This window comes from Vibrio sp. Makdt, assembly GCF_027587015.1.
Classification (GTDB): Bacteria; Pseudomonadota; Gammaproteobacteria; order Enterobacterales; family Vibrionaceae; genus Vibrio; species Vibrio chagasii_B.
This window is the reverse complement of sequence record NZ_JAPPTH010000034.1, coordinates 24236-41097: the sequence shown is the minus strand read 5'-3', so window position 1 is coordinate 41097 and position 16862 is coordinate 24236. Positions and strand designations below refer to the sequence as shown.

The window sequence follows — 16862 nt, the reverse complement described above, 5'->3', positions numbered from 1 at the left end:
AAAAGGCGAATTTGGAGCGATACATCGGGTTCGAACCGATGACCTCAACCTTGGCAAGGTTGCGCTCTACCAACTGAGCTAGTATCGCATTAGAAAAGGTCTTTCACCTTTTGATTACCGCTTTCGCCGTAACCTACAAATTGGAGCGATACATCGGGTTCGAACCGATGACCTCAACCTTGGCAAGGTTGCGCTCTACCAACTGAGCTAGTATCGCATAGAAAGGTCTCTCACCTTCTGATTACCGCTTTCGCCATAATCTACAAATTGGAGCGACACACGAGGTTCGAACTCGTGACCTCAACCTTGGCAAGGTTGCGCTCTACCAGCTGAGCTAGTGTCGCATTCTGAAAACGTCTTTCGCCGTTCAGGGCTGCGAATTATAAGAGCATTTTTTTGTGATGCAAGTCCTTAATGCAAAATTACGAAACTTTTTATTCAACTGCTGTAAAAGCACACAGATTTGCAAAAAAATTGGCTCTTATGTCCCTGAAAAGTTAGACAAACGTGATCAGTTTATCCGGCTAGATGTTAATAATTGTTTTTCGGTAGTATTGCAGTTCGGCAATTGACTCGCGAATATCGTCTAATGCTAAGTGGCTTCCTGACTTAGAAAAACCATCTAATACTTCAGGTTTCCAACGACGAGCTAGCTCTTTTAGGGTGCTTACATCGACATAGCGGTAGTGGAAGTACTCTTCTAATTCAGGCATGTGCTTGTATAGGAAGCGGCGGTCTTGGCCAATGCTGTTACCACAAATCGGCGATTTACCTTTTGGTACCCACTTTTCAAGAAACGCGATCGTCTGTTCGATAGCGTCTTGCTCAGTGATGGTGCTTTCTTGAATACGCTTCACTAGCCCGCTGCCAGTGTGCGTCGTTGTACACCACTCGTCCATCTTGTCTAATTCACTCTGAGGTTGGTGAATAGCCAAAACAGGTCCTTCAGCAAGGATGTTAAGCTCACTATCAGTCACGATAGTCGCAATTTCAATAATTTTATGAGTTTCAGGATCCAGTCCTGTCATCTCTAGATCTACCCAAATTAGGTTCTGATCGCTAAAGGACATAAGGCGTCGCCTATTTGTTTATGTTTAAAAGAGGTACTATACCCAAATAACTATACTCAAACTAGCTTTAGGACCATCGAAATCAAATGGCACCAGCAACACCAGTTTGAGTTCCCAATCATCAAGTTAGATGTGTTAAGTGAAAAATTGTGGCTAAAAAAAAGAAGTTAACTAAAGGTCAGGTACGTCGTGTACGTAGCAACCAGAACAAGCGACTCAAGAAAGAAGATTCTATCCAGTGGGATGAGAACATGCTTGGTGGCACCAAAAGCGGACTCGTGATTACACGCTTTGGTCAACATGCTGATATCGAAGATCTTGAAACAAACGAAGTTCATCGTTGTAACTTACGCCGTAGTATCGAGACTTTAGTTTCTGGTGACCGAGTGACTTGGCGTGCAGGCTTAGAGTCGATGGCTGGTATTTCAGGTGTTGTGGAAGCGGTTGAACCAAGAACCTCAATGCTGACTCGCCCTGATTACTACGACGGCCTAAAACCGGTTGCGGCTAACGTAGACCAGATGGTTATCGTGTCTGCTGTACTTCCAGAGCTATCGCTTAATATTATCGACCGTTACTTAATTGCTTCAGAAACAGTAAAAATCGCACCGCTTGTTGTACTCAACAAGGTCGACCTACTGACTGAAGAGCAAATTGCTGAGTACCAAGAGACACTGAAAATTTACGAAGAGATCGGCTACAAAGTGATGTTCGTGAGTAAAGAGTCTGGCTACGGCATTAAAGAGCTAGAAGCTGAACTTAAAGGCCGTATCAACATCTTTGTTGGCCAATCTGGTGTAGGTAAGTCGAGCCTAGTGAATGCGCTAATGCCGACACTCGACATCGAAGAAGGTGAAGTTTCTGAAAACTCAGGCCTTGGTCAGCACACTACTACAGCAGCTCGCTTGTACCACTTCCCTTCAGGTGGTGACCTAATCGATTCACCTGGAGTTCGTGAGTTTGGTCTATGGCACTTAGAAGCCGATGAAATCACCGAAGCTTTCGTTGAGTTCAAGCCTTACCTTGGCGGCTGTAAGTTCCGCGATTGTAAGCACAATGATGATCCAGGCTGCATCCTGCGTGAAGCCGTTGAGGATGGGAAGATCAGTCGACTACGCTTCGACAACTACCACCGCATCATTGAGAGCATGGTCAACAACAAAGACAACCGTCAGTATTCACGAAACAAAAAAGCGGACCTTTAATCGCGTTTTTGTGAACAAATATGTGCAGTTACTGACAATTGGCGCGAATTTAAGTAACATCTCGCGCCCTAAAGCGTCATCGACAGATTGAATTGAAAAACACATAGCATTGGAAAATTAATACAATGGATAAGATTAAAGTTGGATTGCAGTACTGGATTCCACAACATGGACTAACTCGTCTAGTCGGCAAACTGGCGTCTGCTAAAGCGGGCGGCTTAACGACAGCGATCATCAATTGGTTCATCAAACAATACAAAGTAAACATGGATGAAGCGCTACATAGCGATCCAAAACACTTTAAAACATTCAATGAATTCTTCGTACGTGAATTGAAAGACGGTATGCGCCCTATCGCTGAAGGTGACTCTGTTATCGTTCACCCAGCCGACGCTCGCGTAAGCCAATTTGGCCCAATCACTGACGGTCAACTGATTCAAGCGAAAGGCCACGACTACTCTGCTCGTGAGCTGCTAGGTGGTGATGCAGGTCTTGCTGAAGAGTTTAAAGACGGTGAATTCGCAACGCTTTACCTATCTCCAAGTGATTACCACCGCGTACACATGCCATGTGATGGTACACTGCGTCAGATGATCTACGTTCCAGGTGACCTTTTCTCTGTTAACCCATTAACAGCTGAGAACGTTCCAAACCTATTCGCACGTAACGAGCGCGTAGTGTGTATCTTCGATACGGAATTTGGCCCAATGGCACAAGTGCTGGTTGGCGCAACTATCGTAGGTAGCATCGAGCAAGTATGGGCTGGCACGATTACTCCACCACGTGGTAACTCTGTGTACAAATGGGATTACCCAGCACAAGGCGATAAAGCAATCATCTTGAAGAAAGGCGAAGAAATGGGTCGCTTTAAGCTTGGTTCAACGGTTATCAACCTATTTGCGAAAGGTGCAATCAAGTTCGACGACACGATGCAAAATGGCGAGAAAACGGTTCTTGGTACGCCTTACGCGCACATCGCTGGTAAAGAAGTTGAGACTGAAGCTGTTGATTCAGTAGAGAACACAGACCAAGCGTAATAATTTGAGTAAACTCATTTAGCTTTCAAGGCACGTTATTTGAATGAATAACGTGCCTTTTTATTACCCAGCCCTCTAACCTTCCAATACCCCTAAGCCCTGACCTAAAAGAGCAATGCATAAATCAGCGCTATAAAAGATTGACCAAAAACAAAACAGTTGCCGAAACCTTAAACAACTTTTTGATTTTCCAACCCGTCTCCAAGTACCAAAAATCCAGATAACTTACTCTATTTGAAGATATTTTATTCATAGGGTCTTTGTACATGCCTAAACTCAATGTTGGCGTTCTGGTCAAGCTGTTGATTTGTTTTGCGATTCCCTTGGGCGTGTTATTCATGCCAATAGATTCAATACCTGTCGATGACCTGACGCTGATTCAACACCGCCTGCTAGCGATATTTCTACTTGCTGCCCTACTTTGGGTACTTGAACCCGTTCCAGTTTTCGCCACCTCAATACTGATCATTGCACTTGAACTGGTGATGATTTCCGACAAAGGTCTGCACCTATTTCGAAATCCACCAGCGGGACACGATCTCGGTGAATTAATTAAATATACCGACATATTCGGTGCATTTTCATCACCAATCATCATTCTATTCATGGGTGGCTTTGCTCTCGCAATCTCGGCATCTAAGTACGAACTCGATAACAACCTAGCTCGAGTGCTGCTGAAACCATTCGGTACAGAACCGCGCTTCATCATGCTTGGCTTAATGCTGATCACCGCCGTGTTCTCAATGTTTATGTCGAATACCGCAACCACTGTCATGATGCTAGCTCTGCTTGGGCCTATCGTAGCTTCTGCACCAAAAGGCGATATGGGGATCAAAGCACTCGTATTGTGTATTCCGATTGCCGCTAATACTGGTGGTATCGCAACACCAATCGGTACGCCTCCCAATGCCATCGCACTGCAATACCTGACCGGTGAAAACACCATCGACTTCCTGAGCTGGATGATGATGGGCTTACCCTTTGTGATCATCCAGCTCACCATTGCTTGGTTCCTTCTTCAGAAAATCTTCCCTTCCACGCAGAAAAACATGGTGCTTAAACTCGATGGGCAATTCAGAAAGAGCTGGCGAGCAATCGTGGTTTACGTCACCTTTGCCGCCACCATCTTATTGTGGATGACCACCAAGCTGCACGGCATGAACACCTATGTGGTCTCTATCATTCCACTGGCGGTCTTCACTTTGACCGGCATCATGGGTAAAGAAGAGCTCAAGCTGATCAACTGGGATGTGTTGTGGCTAGTCGCCGGTGGTATTGCGATTGGTATCGGCTTAGATAAAACAGGCTTGGCCTCTGCATTAGCACACGCGATAGACTATGAGTCGCTGTCCCCTGCAGCTGTAGTCATCACGCTATCCATCGTGTGTTGGTTAATGGCAAACTTCATGTCGAACACCGCTACGGCCAACTTACTAATGCCAATAGCCGCTGCGATTGGCGCATCGATGGAAAGCCTAGTTGCGATTGGTGGCTTACAAGGATTATTGGTTGTGGTTGCCTTCTCAGCATCACTCGGCATGATTCTTCCAGTATCGACACCACCCAACTCACTGGCTTACTCAACCGGGCTTATCGAAAGCAAAGACATGGCGAAGATGGGGATCATCTTGGGGATTGTCGGCTTGTTGATGGTTTACCTCGCGTTGTTCATCATCACCTAAAAGACGTTCAACGATCACCCTTACTCCGGACTAAGGCGCTAAATGTAAATTTAGCGCTTTTTTCGATCTATACCACTCCACCCCAAGCAATTAACTAACATTTCAATCAACAGGTAACTGTGATTTTACTTCACTGTTTTACAAAAAGCAGAGCCAATATATTAAGAATTTATGATTTCAAACACAGTCATTCAGCCTAAGACAGCGGCACTATACACGCATCAGAGACACATCAATTCACCATCAAGTACGTCACTGTAGTTAGGTTTTTGTCTAATCAGAGAGGAATGGACCTTGAGACATACTATTAAATTTAAAATTCAGATCGCCATTGCGATCATTATCGCCGTCGTGAGTGGCACCCAAGCTTGGATATCGGTTACCCAGCTAACTCAAGAGACTGAAGTCGCGATCAACCAAGAAATGAAGAATGTCAGTGTAGGGACGACCAACTACATTGCCGACTGGCTCTCGACTCGCAGTGACATGATGCTGGCCAATGAGCCAACCATTTCAAGCAACAGTAACTCAGACCGCGAATTATTGATCACCAAACAAGCCGGGCAGTTCTTGTCTGTTTATGCTGGTTTTAGCGATGGCACGATCGCTTATGGTGATAAAACGGAAAGTTGGCCAGCAGACTACGACCCTCGCACGCGTCCATGGTACAAAGATGCGAATACCGCATCCGAGCTGATCATTACTGAACCGTATCAAGATTTCGATGGCAGTATCGTCATCAGCTTTGCGAAAGCCTTTAGCGGCCAAAAGCAGGGCGTACTGGCTGCGGACTTAACCGTGACGAGCATTATCGATACGGTTCTCAACGTAAAACTGGATAACGATGGCTTCGCCTTCTTGGTGGATGGTAACAACAACATCGTTGCGTACAGCGATGAAGCATTAAGTCAGAAGCCACTCACAAGCTTAAATCCAGAGCTGACCGCAAACCGAGTGTCACAACTGATTCAGAACCAAACGATCACCACATTGGCTTGGCCGAGTCAGGGAGATAAGTTGGTTTACATTGCTAACGTGCCGAATACCGATTGGTCTCTGGGCATTGTTATCGATAAAGAGCTGGCGTTCTCTGCGGTCACTGATGCGATTCAATTCATCGCCCTAACCTCACTTATTCTGTACATCGTGATTTCAATCGCTAGCACCATGGTCATCAATCGACTGCTTTACCCATTACAAACCTTGTCAGAAGCGCTGACCCAGCTTGCTCAAGGTCGAGGTGATCTTACTCAACGAATCGATATCACCCGCATGGATGAGATAGGTAAGCTTGCTGAGCTGGTGAACCAATTCTTAAGTCAAATGCAGAGCATGCTGAAAGGTGTCGTTGAGCATAGCCACGATTTAAACAACCACGCCGAAAAAGCCAACCAGTTGGCAACGCAATCCTCGATTCGTGTGGAGAATCAACAAAACGATATCAACCAGATTGCGACTGCAATTCATGAGATGTCGGCTACCGCAGCCGAAGTGGCGAGCCATGCAGAATTAACCGCATCCGCTTCTCAAGCCTCTGCAACCGCGTGTAATGACGGCCAAGAAGTGATTCAACAGAACCGCGATGCCATCACTAGCCTTGCGACCCAAGTAGAAGACGCGGCCAATGTTATCCGAGAGCTGGAAAACAACGCGCAAAGCATCAACCAAATTCTATCCACCATTCAAGGCATTGCTGAACAAACCAATCTATTGGCATTGAATGCTGCCATTGAAGCGGCACGTGCGGGCGAGCAAGGTCGTGGGTTTGCGGTTGTCGCCGATGAAGTTCGAGTGCTAAGCCAAAGAACGCATGGCTCGACGGAAGAGATCCGTGTGATGATCGATACCCTACAGAAGAATACTGAACATGCGGTTGATAGCATGACCACCAGCACTCAACTGGCAGAAAACAGTGTTGGCTTCGCAGAACAAGCGCACGACAGCCTGTCTAAAATCACCCAAGCCATCAGTGAAATCAACGACATGGCACTGCAGATAGCCAGCGCAGCCGAAGAGCAACGAGCAGTAAGCGAAGACATCAGCCGTAATACACAAGGGATCAAAGATGCCTCTGACGACCTAGCCCAACAAGCGGAAAGCAGCCGCAATAGCTCAAATGAGATGAGTAGTGCTGCAGAGTCGATGCGTCGAGATGTAGAGCGCTTTAAGGTATAAGGCTTCGCTATTTAGACAAGCGAAACAGATTACTGGAGAAAACCTATCACTGAGGAGCAAAGCGGTGCATTTATTAAGAATCGCTTTGTTCTCAGTTCGGTTTGATGCATATTGATGAGCTAATTTATCCCAGACACAAGGACTGTTAATCGATGGGGTTCGAATGGTTGGCTCTCGCCGCTGCTTTTCTTTGGGCTATCGCAAGCCTAATGTCCGTAAAGCCTGCTCAACACTTAGGTTCTTTTGCCTATAGCCGCTGGCGTATGGGCTGCACTGCGGTCATCTTATCAAGCATGGCTTGGTTTACGGGTGGCTGGTCAACTGTCGAAACAGACTTAGTCACACCGATGATGCTATCAGGGCTGATTGGCATCTTCATTGGTGATACCGCCCTATTTGCCTGTTTGAACCGAATGGGCCCGCGCCAAGCTGGCTTACTGTTCTCTTGTCACGCTGTGTTCTCTGCGATTCTCGGTTACTTCCTGTTTAGTGAGAGCATGACCTCTGGCGAGCTTATTGGCTCGGCCTTGGTATTTAGTGGTGTATTAACTGCGATCTTCTTTGGTCGTCGAGGCCAAGCAAACAACCAGCTTGAAACCATCAAGGGCACCGTGTGGATTGGTGTTGCTCTGGGCATCACGGCCGCTATCTGCCAAGCATTGGGCGGTATTATTGCCAAACCTGTGATGCAAACTAGCATCGACCCAGTAGCCGCTTCTGCTATTCGAATGATCACCGCCTTTGTCGCCCATTCCGCATTTCGTTTAACGGGCGCCAAGCTTTCACGCGCACTGAATCCGATGAATGGTCAAATATTCGTGATTACCGCAGTGAACGGCTTTCTTGCAATGGCGGTAGGAATGACGCTGATCTTGTATGCACTGCAGGAAGGGAATGTCGGTATGGTTGCTCTACTCTCTTCAACCACACCTATCATGTTGCTGCCCATTCTATGGCTGTATACCAAGCAGAGACCAAACGCATATGCTTGGATCGGTGCCATTGTTGCAGTGGTCGGCACAGGTATCCTAGTAAGATAGTGGCACTGGTATTCTGGTCAGCTAATCGAGCTGCTAGCTAACTTCTGCTAACTAAAGTTAAGAACGTGGGAATGGGAAAGCGGTCACATCATCAATATGGTCGTAACCCAAAGCCAGCATGATTAACCTATCAATACCCAGTGCAACACCAGCACAAGCAGGTAAGCCCGCTTTTAATGCCTCAATCAAGTGATGGTCAATCGGTTGAGGCGACAAGCCCATCTCGATACGCTTGGCATTGTCCTCTTCAAAGCGCTTAAGCTGCTCTTGTGGCTTATCTAACTCATGAAAGCCGTTTGCCAGCTCGATACCTTTGAAGTACACCTCAAAACGGTCAGCCACTCGCGAATCATTCGGGTTAATCTTAGCTAATGCCGCCTGTGAAGCTGGGAAGTCATAAACAAATGCGGGCACTGTCTGGCCAATCTTTTCTTCGACACCCACGCTAAATAGCAGTTGCAGCAAGGTATCGCGGTCTTCTTCAGGGTCGGCAATATCACTTAACCCAAGCTTGGCTGCCGCTTGTTTTAGAGTATCCATAGAGTCTTCAAGCGGACACACACCTAGCACCTCGATGAAGGCTTGTTGGTAAGTGATACGCTCTGCCTCGCCTGACTTTAAGATTTTCTGTAGGAGCAAGTCCATCTCATCCATTAAGTCATGATGATCAAAACCGATACGGTACCACTCCAGCATAGTGAACTCGGGGTTGTGGTAACGGCCGTTCTCTTCGTTACGAAACGACTTACAAATTTGGTAAATACAACCACTACCTGCTGCCAACAAGCGCTTCATATGAAATTCAGGGCTTGTCATAAAAAACAGAGGTTGCCCTTGCGCGTAACCTGGGCCGACGAATTCAGTTTTGAAGGTATGCAGATGCACATCGGTCACCGTGGCGTGACTCATAGCTGGCGTATCGACCTCCATCACGTCTCGCTCTGCAAAAAACTGGCGGATTTGACTAAGGATATCAGCACGTTGCTTTAACTGCTTAATGGTTGCGGCAGGTTGCCATGTAGAGTGCATTACTAAGTTCCATATCACTGAATTCTAGGCGACGAAAATTATCACTTTTCGCTGCTTTTGTAAGCTTCTATCTTTGCTTTTATTAAACCGTCGTGCTGTTTATATGAAGCCATAAAATCACGTTCTACAATACAATTATTAATATTCAACCCCACCCAACATTGATAACAAAAATCATACTCAACAAGCCGTTAACACAAGCCCTGTGGACGAATCGTTATCAATAATTGATTGCCGTGATTGCAGTCACATAACCTATAAATTCTATGCCTCCATATGCATTACCGAAGCAAAAACCTAAATACATCAATTTTTCAAACCCCCTCCTCTCTTACACTGAACCTACCACTTAAGGCTTAGGGGTGATGATCGGTTGATGCCGTTTACTGCTCTCTAAATAGGCTTTTTATAATAACAAGCGGAATACTCCGCATCACACTGGAGAATAACTGTGAAGACAATTACCACAGATATCGCAGTCATCGGCGCAGGCGGCGCTGGTCTTCGTACAGCTATTGCAGCAGCTGAAGCTAATCCTGATTTGGAAGTAGCACTGATTTCTAAAGTTTACCCAATGCGTTCGCACACGGTAGCAGCAGAAGGCGGTTCAGCAGCGGTAATTAAAGACGAAGATAGCCTAGATAACCACTTCAACGATACTGTTGGCGGTGGCGACTGGCTATGTGAACAGGATGTTGTTGAATACTTTGTTGAAAACGCGACTCGCGAAATGATCCAAATGGAACAATGGGGCTGCCCATGGAGTCGTAAAGAAAACGGTGAAGTAAACGTACGCCGATTCGGCGGTATGAAGGTAGAGAGAACGTGGTTCGCAGCGGATAAAACTGGCTTCCACATGCTTCATACTCTGTTCCAGACTTCGATGAAGTACGACCAAATCAAACGATTTGACGAGTACTTTGTGGTGGATTTGATCGTTGAAGAAGGCGAAGTACAAGGCCTTATCGCGATTCATATGTCTGAAGGTGAGCTTGTTACCATCAAAGCAAAATCGGTTGTTCTAGCAACGGGTGGCGCAGGTCGTGTTTACCACTGTAATACCAACGGCGGCATCGTGACCGGCGACGGTATGGCTATGGCTTATCGCCACGGTGTACCACTGCGTGATATGGAGTTCGTTCAATACCACCCAACAGGCCTACCGGGTACTGGCATCTTGATGACCGAAGGTTGTCGTGGTGAAGGCGGTATCATCGTTAATAAGAACGGCTACCGTTACCTACAAGATTACGGCATGGGCCCTGAAACTCCAGTGGGCGAGCCGAAAAACAAATACATGGAACTGGGTCCACGTGACAAAGTTTCTCAAGCATTCTGGCACGAGCAGCAAAAAGGCAACACCATCAAGCACCCTCTTGGTGATGTAGTACACCTTGACCTTCGCCACCTTGGTGAAGAGTACCTGCAAGAGCGTCTACCGTTCATCTGTGAGCTGGCAAAAGCCTACGTAAACGTCGATCCAGCAAAAGAGCCAATCCCAATCCGTCCTACCGTTCACTACACCATGGGTGGTATCGAAACTAACGGTACTTGTGAAACTCGCATCAAAGGCCTATTCGCGGTTGGTGAATGTGCTTCAGTTGGCCTACACGGTGCAAACCGCCTTGGTTCTAACTCTCTGGCTGAGTTCGTGGTATTTGGCCGCGTCGCTGGTGAACACGCCGTGAAACGCGCTGCTGAATTCAAGGGCTGGAATGAAGAGTCTATCGCTAAGCAAGTAAAAGCGGTTGAAGATCGCATCGCAACGCTGATGAACCAAGAAGGCGACGAAAACTGGGCTGATATCCGTACTGAAATGGGTCATACCATGGAAGCGGGCTGTGGTATCTACCGTCAAGAAGACTTGATGCAAGAGACCATCAACAAGATCACTGAACTGAAAGCGCGCTACAAGAAGATCAGCATTAAAGACAAAGGCAAGGTGTTCAACACTGACCTACTTTACGCTATCGAAGTCGGCTACGGCCTAGAAGTCGCAGAAGCGATGGTTCACTCAGCAATCCTTCGTAAAGAGTCTCGCGGTGCACACCAACGTCTAGACGACAACTGCACAGAACGTGATGACGTGAACTTCCTGAAGCACTCTCTATCGTTCTACAACGAAGATGCAGCACCAACTATCGACTACAGCGGCGTGAAGATTACTAAATCTCAACCTAAAGCTCGTCTATACGGTGAAGCAGCAGAAAAAGCCGCTGCCGCTGAAAAAGCTGCAGAAGCGAATGCTAAGAAAGATGAGAAGAGCGAAGAGGAGCAAGCATAATGTCAGCGAACCGTATCCAAAAAGTAGACATTCTGCGCTACGACCCAGAGAAAGATGCAGAACCTTACATGCAGACTTTCGAAGTACCTTTCGATGAAACCATGTCGGTACTTGATGCGATTGGTTACATCAAAGATCACCAAGACAAAGACCTTTCATACCGTTGGTCTTGTCGTATGGCGATCTGTGGCTCTTGCGGCATCATGGTTGATGGTGTGCCTAAGCTAGCGTGTAAGAGCTTCTTACGTGACTACCCGAACGGCCTGACTATCGAGCCGCTTGCTAACTTCCCAATCGAGAAAGATTTGATTGTCGACATGACACCGTTCATCGAGCGCCTTGAAGCTATCAAACCTTACATCATTGGCAACGACCGTAAACCTGAAGACGGCACTAACCTACAAACACCTGAGCAAATGGCGAAGTACAAACAATTCGCTGGCTGCATCAACTGTGGTCTTTGTTACGCAGCGTGTCCTCAATTTGGTCTGAACCCTGAGTTCATCGGCCCTGCGGCACTGACTCTTGCTCACCGTTACAACCTAGATAGCCGTGACAACGGTAAAGATGAGCGTATGAAGCTTATCAATGGTGAAAATGGCGCTTGGGGCTGTACGTTTGTTGGTTACTGTTCTGAAGTATGTCCGAAGAAAGTAGATCCAGCAGCGGCGGTTAACCAAGGTAAAGTTGAGTCTTCAATGGACTTCGTTATCTCGATGTTCAAACCTGACGGCTCTCAAGTCAAAACTGCAGAGGAGGCATAAGATGAGCAATCGTAAGCCTTATGTTCGTGAGATGAAGAGAACGTGGTGGAGCAACCATCCGTTCTACCGCTTCTACATGCTACGTGAAGCAACTGTACTGCCTTTGATTCTGTTCACTGTATTCCTAACCTTTGGTTTGGGTGCACTAGTGAAGGGCCCTGAAGCGTGGGCTGGTTGGTTGAGCTTTATGGCGAACCCTATCATTGTCGGTATTAATATCGTGGCACTGCTAGGTAGCTTAATGCACGCTCAAACCTTCTTCAGCATGATGCCTCAAGTGATGCCAATCCGCCTAAAAGGTAAATTGGTAGATAAAAGAATCATCGTACTGACTCAGTGGGCTGCGGTGGCTTTTATTTCTTTAATCGTTCTTGTTGTGGTGTAAGGAGCTTTCGTTATGAACACAAATTACAAAGTGAAACCTGTGAACCACAACCCTCAACGTTCTGATGAACCAATCTGGTGGGGTCTATTCGGCGCTGGCGGTACTTGGTTCGCGATGATCACGCCAATCACGATTCTAGTGTTAGGTATCTTAGTGCCAATGGGCATCATCGATGCAGAAGCAATGAGCTACGAGCGTGTGTCAGAGTTCGCCACTAGCATTATCGGTGCACTATTTATCATCGGTACACTAGCACTGCCAATGTGGCATGCTATGCACCGTCTTCACCACGGCATGCACGACCTGAAATTCCACGTCGGCGTTGCAGGTAAAGTGGGCTGCTACTTCTTTGCAGGCCTAATTAGCGCGCTGTCTGTTATTTTCATCTTTATGATTTAAGAGCAGATTCGAGATTCGGGTAACCGAGTATCGAAGAGCTTAAGAGCGAAAAAACTAAAAGCAGAGCTAGGTTATCCAGCTCTGCTTTTTTATGTTTTTCGTATCTAGCATCTCGTTTACACGCATCTGCCCTTTCCGCTCTTCGTATCTACCCTCACAGCTTCACCGATAGCGATGAATAGAGGCACGCGAACTGCCCCCCCCCTTACATAGGCTTACGCTGACTTACATTCCTTCATTTCACTAAATGATACCGTTGCGACAAATAATAAAAACAAATCACTCACACCCGTTTAATTAAATTGGTGAATATTATGAAACCTATCTTTTTAGTATTACTTACCCTGGCCGTGGCGGGTTGTAATAGCTCATCTAACGGCAACTCTTCGACTTCGACATCATCAGCGAAACCAAAGTCACTAGTCACCGTTTATTCATCTGTAGATAACTGCTCAACAGCTACAGATGTACCAAACTGTAACTTCGAGAACGGAATTTACGTATTAAAAGCGAATTCAACCGTAACGGATGAACAGCACCAACGTGTAATAAGCCAAGTAAAGAACTTTACGACATGGGCAAGTGAAGACGTTCAAAAGCAGTTGAACAAGAAAAGCCTAATCATAGGGGTCATGGAGACAGAACCTGATGGCTCTACAGCCGCTGACCAATTTGTTATTGCACTGAGCCAAGCGAAACAAATCGTAGATGGTGTTGAGTTGGTGTATACCGCTCTTGGCGGGAAAGACGAGACAAAAAAATCGACGACATACCAAAAGCTGATGCAGCTTTTTGATTACTACGTCGATGATAACCAAAACAACCTGTTAGGTTCGGACTTGAGTGACGCATACGACACATTTAGAGTGGTGCTTGCCGTTCAAGATGGCCTGGCATCTGTCGCTGGTATGGAGTCGCTCCATTTCAACGAATGTAACTACGGAAACGGCCAGTTGACAGCTCAGCGAGCATTGGGGACACCAAACCCGTGTACTGAGGGTGGTAAAACAACCGATGATGACGGAAATGACATTTCCAATGGTAAGATTGACCCTATACATGAAGATACCAATGCAAACCTGAACCCAGGCTCACTGCTTGGTTTAATTTACGAATACAAAGTCTCTCCAAAGCTGAGTGAAGGTGGCGGTGAACTGATCGGTTCAAGAGGTACTAAGTTCAAAATCGCTGGAGAGGTCGGTTCTGGTAATTTAGATAGTGATCCAGCCTCTGTATTTGTCTCTTGGGCTAACCCTGCATTTATGCCGTTAAACAACTACCTAGAGACACACTTCTTTGCCAATAAGTAACTGACTAATAAAAAAGCAAAGATAAAAACAACAAAGCTGGCATCTTGCCAGCTTTGTTGTGAGCTACGGGTTGTATCTCATCGAGATATACTCATCAAAGAAAGGTAGCGATGTCATCCAGTGACTTCTTATGCATCGCGTGTTCGGGGATGGTCGCATCCTCTTCAGGGTAGCCGGTAACAATTAACATGTAAGGGCGATCGACCTCATTGTCCCGTCCACAAATCTTACTCAAGAAACTCATTGGCTTGGGTGTATGAGTCAAGGTACCCAAGCCAGCATTGTGTAGCGCTTGAAGCAAAAAACCAGTGGCAATCCCAACAGACTCATGCACGTAATAATTGACTTGTTCGCCATCGTTCGTCGTGCCGCCTTTCTTCTTTGCAAACACCGCAATGAGCCATGGTGCTTTTTCTAAGTAAGGTTTGCTGGCATTGGTGCCAAGAGGTTTAAGTGCGTCTAACCACTCTTGCCCTGCTCGACCTTGATAAAAAGAATGTTCCAACTCTTCAGCAGCTTGGCGTATCTGCCCTTTAACGTCGGCACTATTAATAGCGACAAAATGCCAAGGCTGATGGTTAGCACCACTCGGGGCGGTTCCTGCCGCTCGAATGCAGTGTTCAATCACGTCTTTTGCCACAGGGCGAGCAGAGAAGCTCCGAATTGAATGGCGCCTCTGAAGTTGCTCAAGATTATGAAGTGATCTTGCTGCCATTTCTTGTGGCGGATATTCCACAAAATCGTTAAGCGGATGATGTTGTTCTGGTGTCGACATAGTGCTTCCTTGCGCTTACTGGTGTTTGATTCACTATAGTCACAAATTTTCGACTCGCCTGTTCATCTTTGTCAAAGCAACGTGATAGTGAGATGCAGTTCAACTATTCACCAACTGTTCTTTGCCTCACATCAATTGGTTTTAAAAAGTCGCTTGAGAACGCATTTGAGGCTCATCATTAGCGCAAATAAAGAAAGTTAATAGCACGACCTCTATCACTAATAAGAGCCCTTTGATTTTGATTTTTGCGATTACCATAATCGCAACCCATTGTTTAAATTGAAGTCATTGATAAAACCATTAGCATTCACCCCTTTCTTATACAAACGGTTACCTATCCATGCACCAATCAGATACAGCCTTAAACAGTCAAAGCTGGCGTTGGACACAGCACGATACTCAATGGGTATTGAGTTTATTTGGTACAGCTGTCGGAGCTGGTATTCTCTTCTTACCAATCAACCTAGGCCTCAGTGGTTTCGTTCCCCTGCTCATCATGGCAGCCTTAGCGTTCCCTATGACTTTCTTAGCGCACCGTGGCTTTACTCGCTTCGTTCTATCTTCCAGCCAAAAAGACGCAGACTTTACTGATGTGGTTGCTGAACATTTTGGAGCTACCGCAGGACAAATCATTTCACTGCTGTACTTTTTGTCTATCTTCCCGATTTTATTAATTTATGGTGTCGGATTAACGAATACCGTCGATAGCTTTATGGTTAACCAAGCTGGACTAGAATCACTGCCGCGACCTTTTCTGTCAGGAGCCTTAGTGACAGGGTTGATCGCAGTGATGATCGCTGGCGAGAAGATCATACTTCGTACACTCTCGTTGATGGTGTATCCCCTAGTCGCGATTCTGCTATTTTTGTCTGTCTACTTGATTCCAAGCTGGCAGGTTCCTGAGCTGACAATGCCTTCATTATCTTCTTTGGGCAGCACGCTATGGCTATCGACGCCAGTGGTGATCTTCTCATTCAGTCATTTAGCAGCACTCTCTTCTTTTGCCCACGCTCAACGCAACCATTACGATGGCAGCGCAAGATTAAAATCAGAGCACATCTTACAACGCACCAGCATCATGCTGATCCTGTTTGTGATGCTGTTTGTATTTTCTTGTGTTTTGACACTGTCTCCTGAACAGCTAGCACAAGCGAAGGAACAAAACGTGTCGATTCTGTCTTACCTGGCCAACGTTAAAGACAACCCGTTCATTGCGACGCTTGGCCCGATCGTGGCATTCCTAGCGATAACATCATCATTTATTGGCCACTTCTTAGGTGCGAGAGAAAGCATGGTCGGGATGCTGACCAAAAGTACCTCCCTATCCACACCTTTGGCTCATAAAGTGACAATAATCTCGCTGTTTGCATCGATCTGGGTGGTAGCGATAGTCAACCCAAGCATTTTAGGGATGATGGAAGCCTTATCTGGGCCTGTGATCGCGATGATTTTATTCGTCATGCCTATGGTGGCCGTGCACAAGGTAGAGGCGTTACGCCGCTATAGAAAGGATTCATCGTGCGTCTTCATCTTGTTGGTGGGTGTCGTCGCCGTGAGCGCTTTAGTGTTTAGTTTAGTTAAGCCATAGTGGGTTAGGGACGAAAAGCAGATACGGGATTCGGGTAAACGAGTATCGAAGAGCTTAAGAGCGAAAAGAATCAAAGCAGCACAATACTATTTTGTTCTGCTTTTTTTGTTTTTCGTATC

General features: G+C 46.3%; 14 protein-coding genes, 3 tRNA genes and 1 pseudogene. 11 read left to right on the top strand and 7 right to left on the bottom strand.

Features of this window, described 5'->3' with window-relative positions; all coding sequences use genetic code 11:
• Positions 1 to 12: 12 nt before the first annotated feature.
• The 4 genes from OH460_RS25230 to orn all read right to left on the bottom strand — a co-directional run bounded on the left by OH460_RS25230 (position 13) and on the right by orn (position 1070).
• A tRNA-Gly gene (locus OH460_RS25230) sits at positions 13 to 88 on the bottom strand.
• A 53-nt stretch (positions 89 to 141) separates the two neighbouring features.
• Positions 142 to 217 (bottom strand) — tRNA-Gly (locus OH460_RS25225).
• A gap of 51 nt (positions 218 to 268) precedes the next feature.
• Positions 269 to 344 (bottom strand) — tRNA-Gly (locus tag OH460_RS25220).
• Positions 345 to 524: 180 nt separating this feature from the next.
• The gene (gene orn / locus OH460_RS25215; RefSeq protein WP_004741326.1) at positions 525 to 1070 is read right to left on the bottom strand and encodes an oligoribonuclease; all 546 of its coding nucleotides are present in this window, start codon (positions 1068 to 1070) and stop codon (positions 525 to 527) included.
• Between the two features lie 149 nt (positions 1071 to 1219).
• Between orn and rsgA the strand changes: the two genes are divergently transcribed.
• The 5 genes from rsgA to OH460_RS25190 all read left to right on the top strand — a co-directional run bounded on the left by rsgA (position 1220) and on the right by OH460_RS25190 (position 8209).
• The gene (rsgA, locus tag OH460_RS25210; protein WP_198777996.1) at positions 1220 to 2275 is read left to right on the top strand and encodes a small ribosomal subunit biogenesis GTPase RsgA; all 1056 of its coding nucleotides are present in this window, start codon (positions 1220 to 1222) and stop codon (positions 2273 to 2275) included.
• A gap of 125 nt (positions 2276 to 2400) precedes the next feature.
• The gene (gene asd, locus OH460_RS25205; RefSeq protein WP_269999935.1) at positions 2401 to 3312 is read left to right on the top strand and encodes an archaetidylserine decarboxylase; all 912 of its coding nucleotides are present in this window, start codon (positions 2401 to 2403) and stop codon (positions 3310 to 3312) included.
• Positions 3313 to 3578: 266 nt separating this feature from the next.
• Positions 3579 to 4994, top strand: a complete 1416-nt coding sequence (locus OH460_RS25200) for an SLC13 family permease (protein ID WP_269999934.1) — start codon at positions 3579 to 3581, stop codon at positions 4992 to 4994.
• Positions 4995 to 5288: 294 nt separating this feature from the next.
• Entirely contained in the window at positions 5289 to 7169 is a 1881-nt protein-coding gene (locus OH460_RS25195; protein ID WP_269999933.1) for a methyl-accepting chemotaxis protein, read from the top strand.
• A 152-nt stretch (positions 7170 to 7321) separates the two neighbouring features.
• Positions 7322 to 8209 carry a DMT family transporter gene (locus OH460_RS25190; protein WP_171730489.1) on the top strand — a complete coding sequence of 296 codons (888 nt, stop codon included), beginning with the start codon at positions 7322 to 7324 and terminating at the stop codon, positions 8207 to 8209.
• Positions 8210 to 8266: 57 nt separating this feature from the next.
• Here the strand turns inward: OH460_RS25190 and epmA are convergent, their stop codons facing one another.
• Positions 8267 to 9238 (bottom strand): elongation factor P--(R)-beta-lysine ligase, encoded by a 972-nt coding sequence (gene epmA, locus OH460_RS25185; RefSeq protein ID WP_171730488.1) that lies wholly within the window; start codon positions 9236 to 9238, stop codon positions 8267 to 8269.
• Between the two features lie 451 nt (positions 9239 to 9689).
• Here epmA and frdA point away from each other — a divergent pair, with 451 nt between their 5' ends.
• Genes frdA through frdD form a run of 4 tightly spaced genes read left to right on the top strand, consistent with a single transcriptional unit; the run spans position 9690 to position 13070 of the window.
• Positions 9690 to 11522, top strand: coding sequence for a fumarate reductase (quinol) flavoprotein subunit (gene frdA, locus OH460_RS25180; protein WP_105057806.1), 1833 nt, complete (start codon positions 9690 to 9692; stop codon positions 11520 to 11522).
• Complete coding sequence (locus tag OH460_RS25175; protein WP_116869747.1) at positions 11522 to 12286, top strand: succinate dehydrogenase/fumarate reductase iron-sulfur subunit; 765 nt, start codon at positions 11522 to 11524, stop codon at positions 12284 to 12286. Before frdA ends, OH460_RS25175 begins: the two co-directional genes overlap by 1 nt.
• A gap of 1 nt (position 12287) precedes the next feature.
• Positions 12288 to 12671: a fumarate reductase subunit FrdC gene (frdC, locus tag OH460_RS25170; protein WP_008219063.1), complete on the top strand. Its 384-nt coding sequence runs from the start codon at positions 12288 to 12290 to the stop codon at positions 12669 to 12671.
• A gap of 12 nt (positions 12672 to 12683) precedes the next feature.
• Complete coding sequence (gene frdD, locus OH460_RS25165) at positions 12684 to 13070, top strand: fumarate reductase subunit FrdD (protein ID WP_004741337.1); 387 nt, start codon at positions 12684 to 12686, stop codon at positions 13068 to 13070.
• A gap of 116 nt (positions 13071 to 13186) precedes the next feature.
• Here frdD and OH460_RS27480 read toward each other — a convergent pair.
• Positions 13187 to 13264 (bottom strand): annotated as a pseudogene (locus OH460_RS27480) (hypothetical protein); the annotation flags it as partial.
• A gap of 120 nt (positions 13265 to 13384) precedes the next feature.
• On the opposite strand from OH460_RS27480, the gene OH460_RS25160 reads away from it, so the two are divergent.
• A complete protein-coding gene (locus tag OH460_RS25160; RefSeq protein WP_269999931.1) occupies positions 13385 to 14380 on the top strand; it encodes a histidine ammonia-lyase in 996 nt (331 codons plus the stop codon).
• Positions 14381 to 14474: 94 nt separating this feature from the next.
• On the opposite strand, the gene OH460_RS25155 is transcribed toward OH460_RS25160, so the two are convergent.
• The gene (locus OH460_RS25155) at positions 14475 to 15155 is read right to left on the bottom strand and encodes a nitroreductase family protein (RefSeq protein ID WP_269999930.1); all 681 of its coding nucleotides are present in this window, start codon (positions 15153 to 15155) and stop codon (positions 14475 to 14477) included.
• Between the two features lie 340 nt (positions 15156 to 15495).
• On the opposite strand from OH460_RS25155, the gene OH460_RS25150 reads away from it, so the two are divergent.
• Positions 15496 to 16743, top strand: a complete 1248-nt coding sequence (locus tag OH460_RS25150) for an aromatic amino acid transport family protein (RefSeq protein WP_269999929.1) — start codon at positions 15496 to 15498, stop codon at positions 16741 to 16743.
• Positions 16744 to 16862: the final 119 nt, after the last annotated feature.

What these genes read in the sequence shown, in the direction of transcription:
- orn (WP_004741326.1), bottom strand. Translation starts at nt 1,070, where the DNA reads ATGTCCTTTAGCGATCAGAACCTAATTTGGGTAGATCTAGAGATGACA.
- asd (WP_269999935.1), top strand. Translation starts at nt 2,401, where the DNA reads ATGGATAAGATTAAAGTTGGATTGCAGTACTGGATTCCACAACATGGA.
- OH460_RS25200 (WP_269999934.1), top strand. Translation starts at nt 3,579, where the DNA reads ATGCCTAAACTCAATGTTGGCGTTCTGGTCAAGCTGTTGATTTGTTTT.
- OH460_RS25190 (WP_171730489.1), top strand. Translation starts at nt 7,322, where the DNA reads ATGGGGTTCGAATGGTTGGCTCTCGCCGCTGCTTTTCTTTGGGCTATC.
- epmA (WP_171730488.1), bottom strand. Translation starts at nt 9,238, where the DNA reads ATGCACTCTACATGGCAACCTGCCGCAACCATTAAGCAGTTAAAGCAA.
- OH460_RS25175 (WP_116869747.1), top strand. Translation starts at nt 11,522, where the DNA reads ATGTCAGCGAACCGTATCCAAAAAGTAGACATTCTGCGCTACGACCCA.
- frdC (WP_008219063.1), top strand. Translation starts at nt 12,288, where the DNA reads ATGAGCAATCGTAAGCCTTATGTTCGTGAGATGAAGAGAACGTGGTGG.
- frdD (WP_004741337.1), top strand. Translation starts at nt 12,684, where the DNA reads ATGAACACAAATTACAAAGTGAAACCTGTGAACCACAACCCTCAACGT.
- OH460_RS25160 (WP_269999931.1), top strand. Translation starts at nt 13,385, where the DNA reads ATGAAACCTATCTTTTTAGTATTACTTACCCTGGCCGTGGCGGGTTGT.
- OH460_RS25155 (WP_269999930.1), bottom strand. Translation starts at nt 15,155, where the DNA reads ATGTCGACACCAGAACAACATCATCCGCTTAACGATTTTGTGGAATAT.
- OH460_RS25150 (WP_269999929.1), top strand. Translation starts at nt 15,496, where the DNA reads ATGCACCAATCAGATACAGCCTTAAACAGTCAAAGCTGGCGTTGGACA.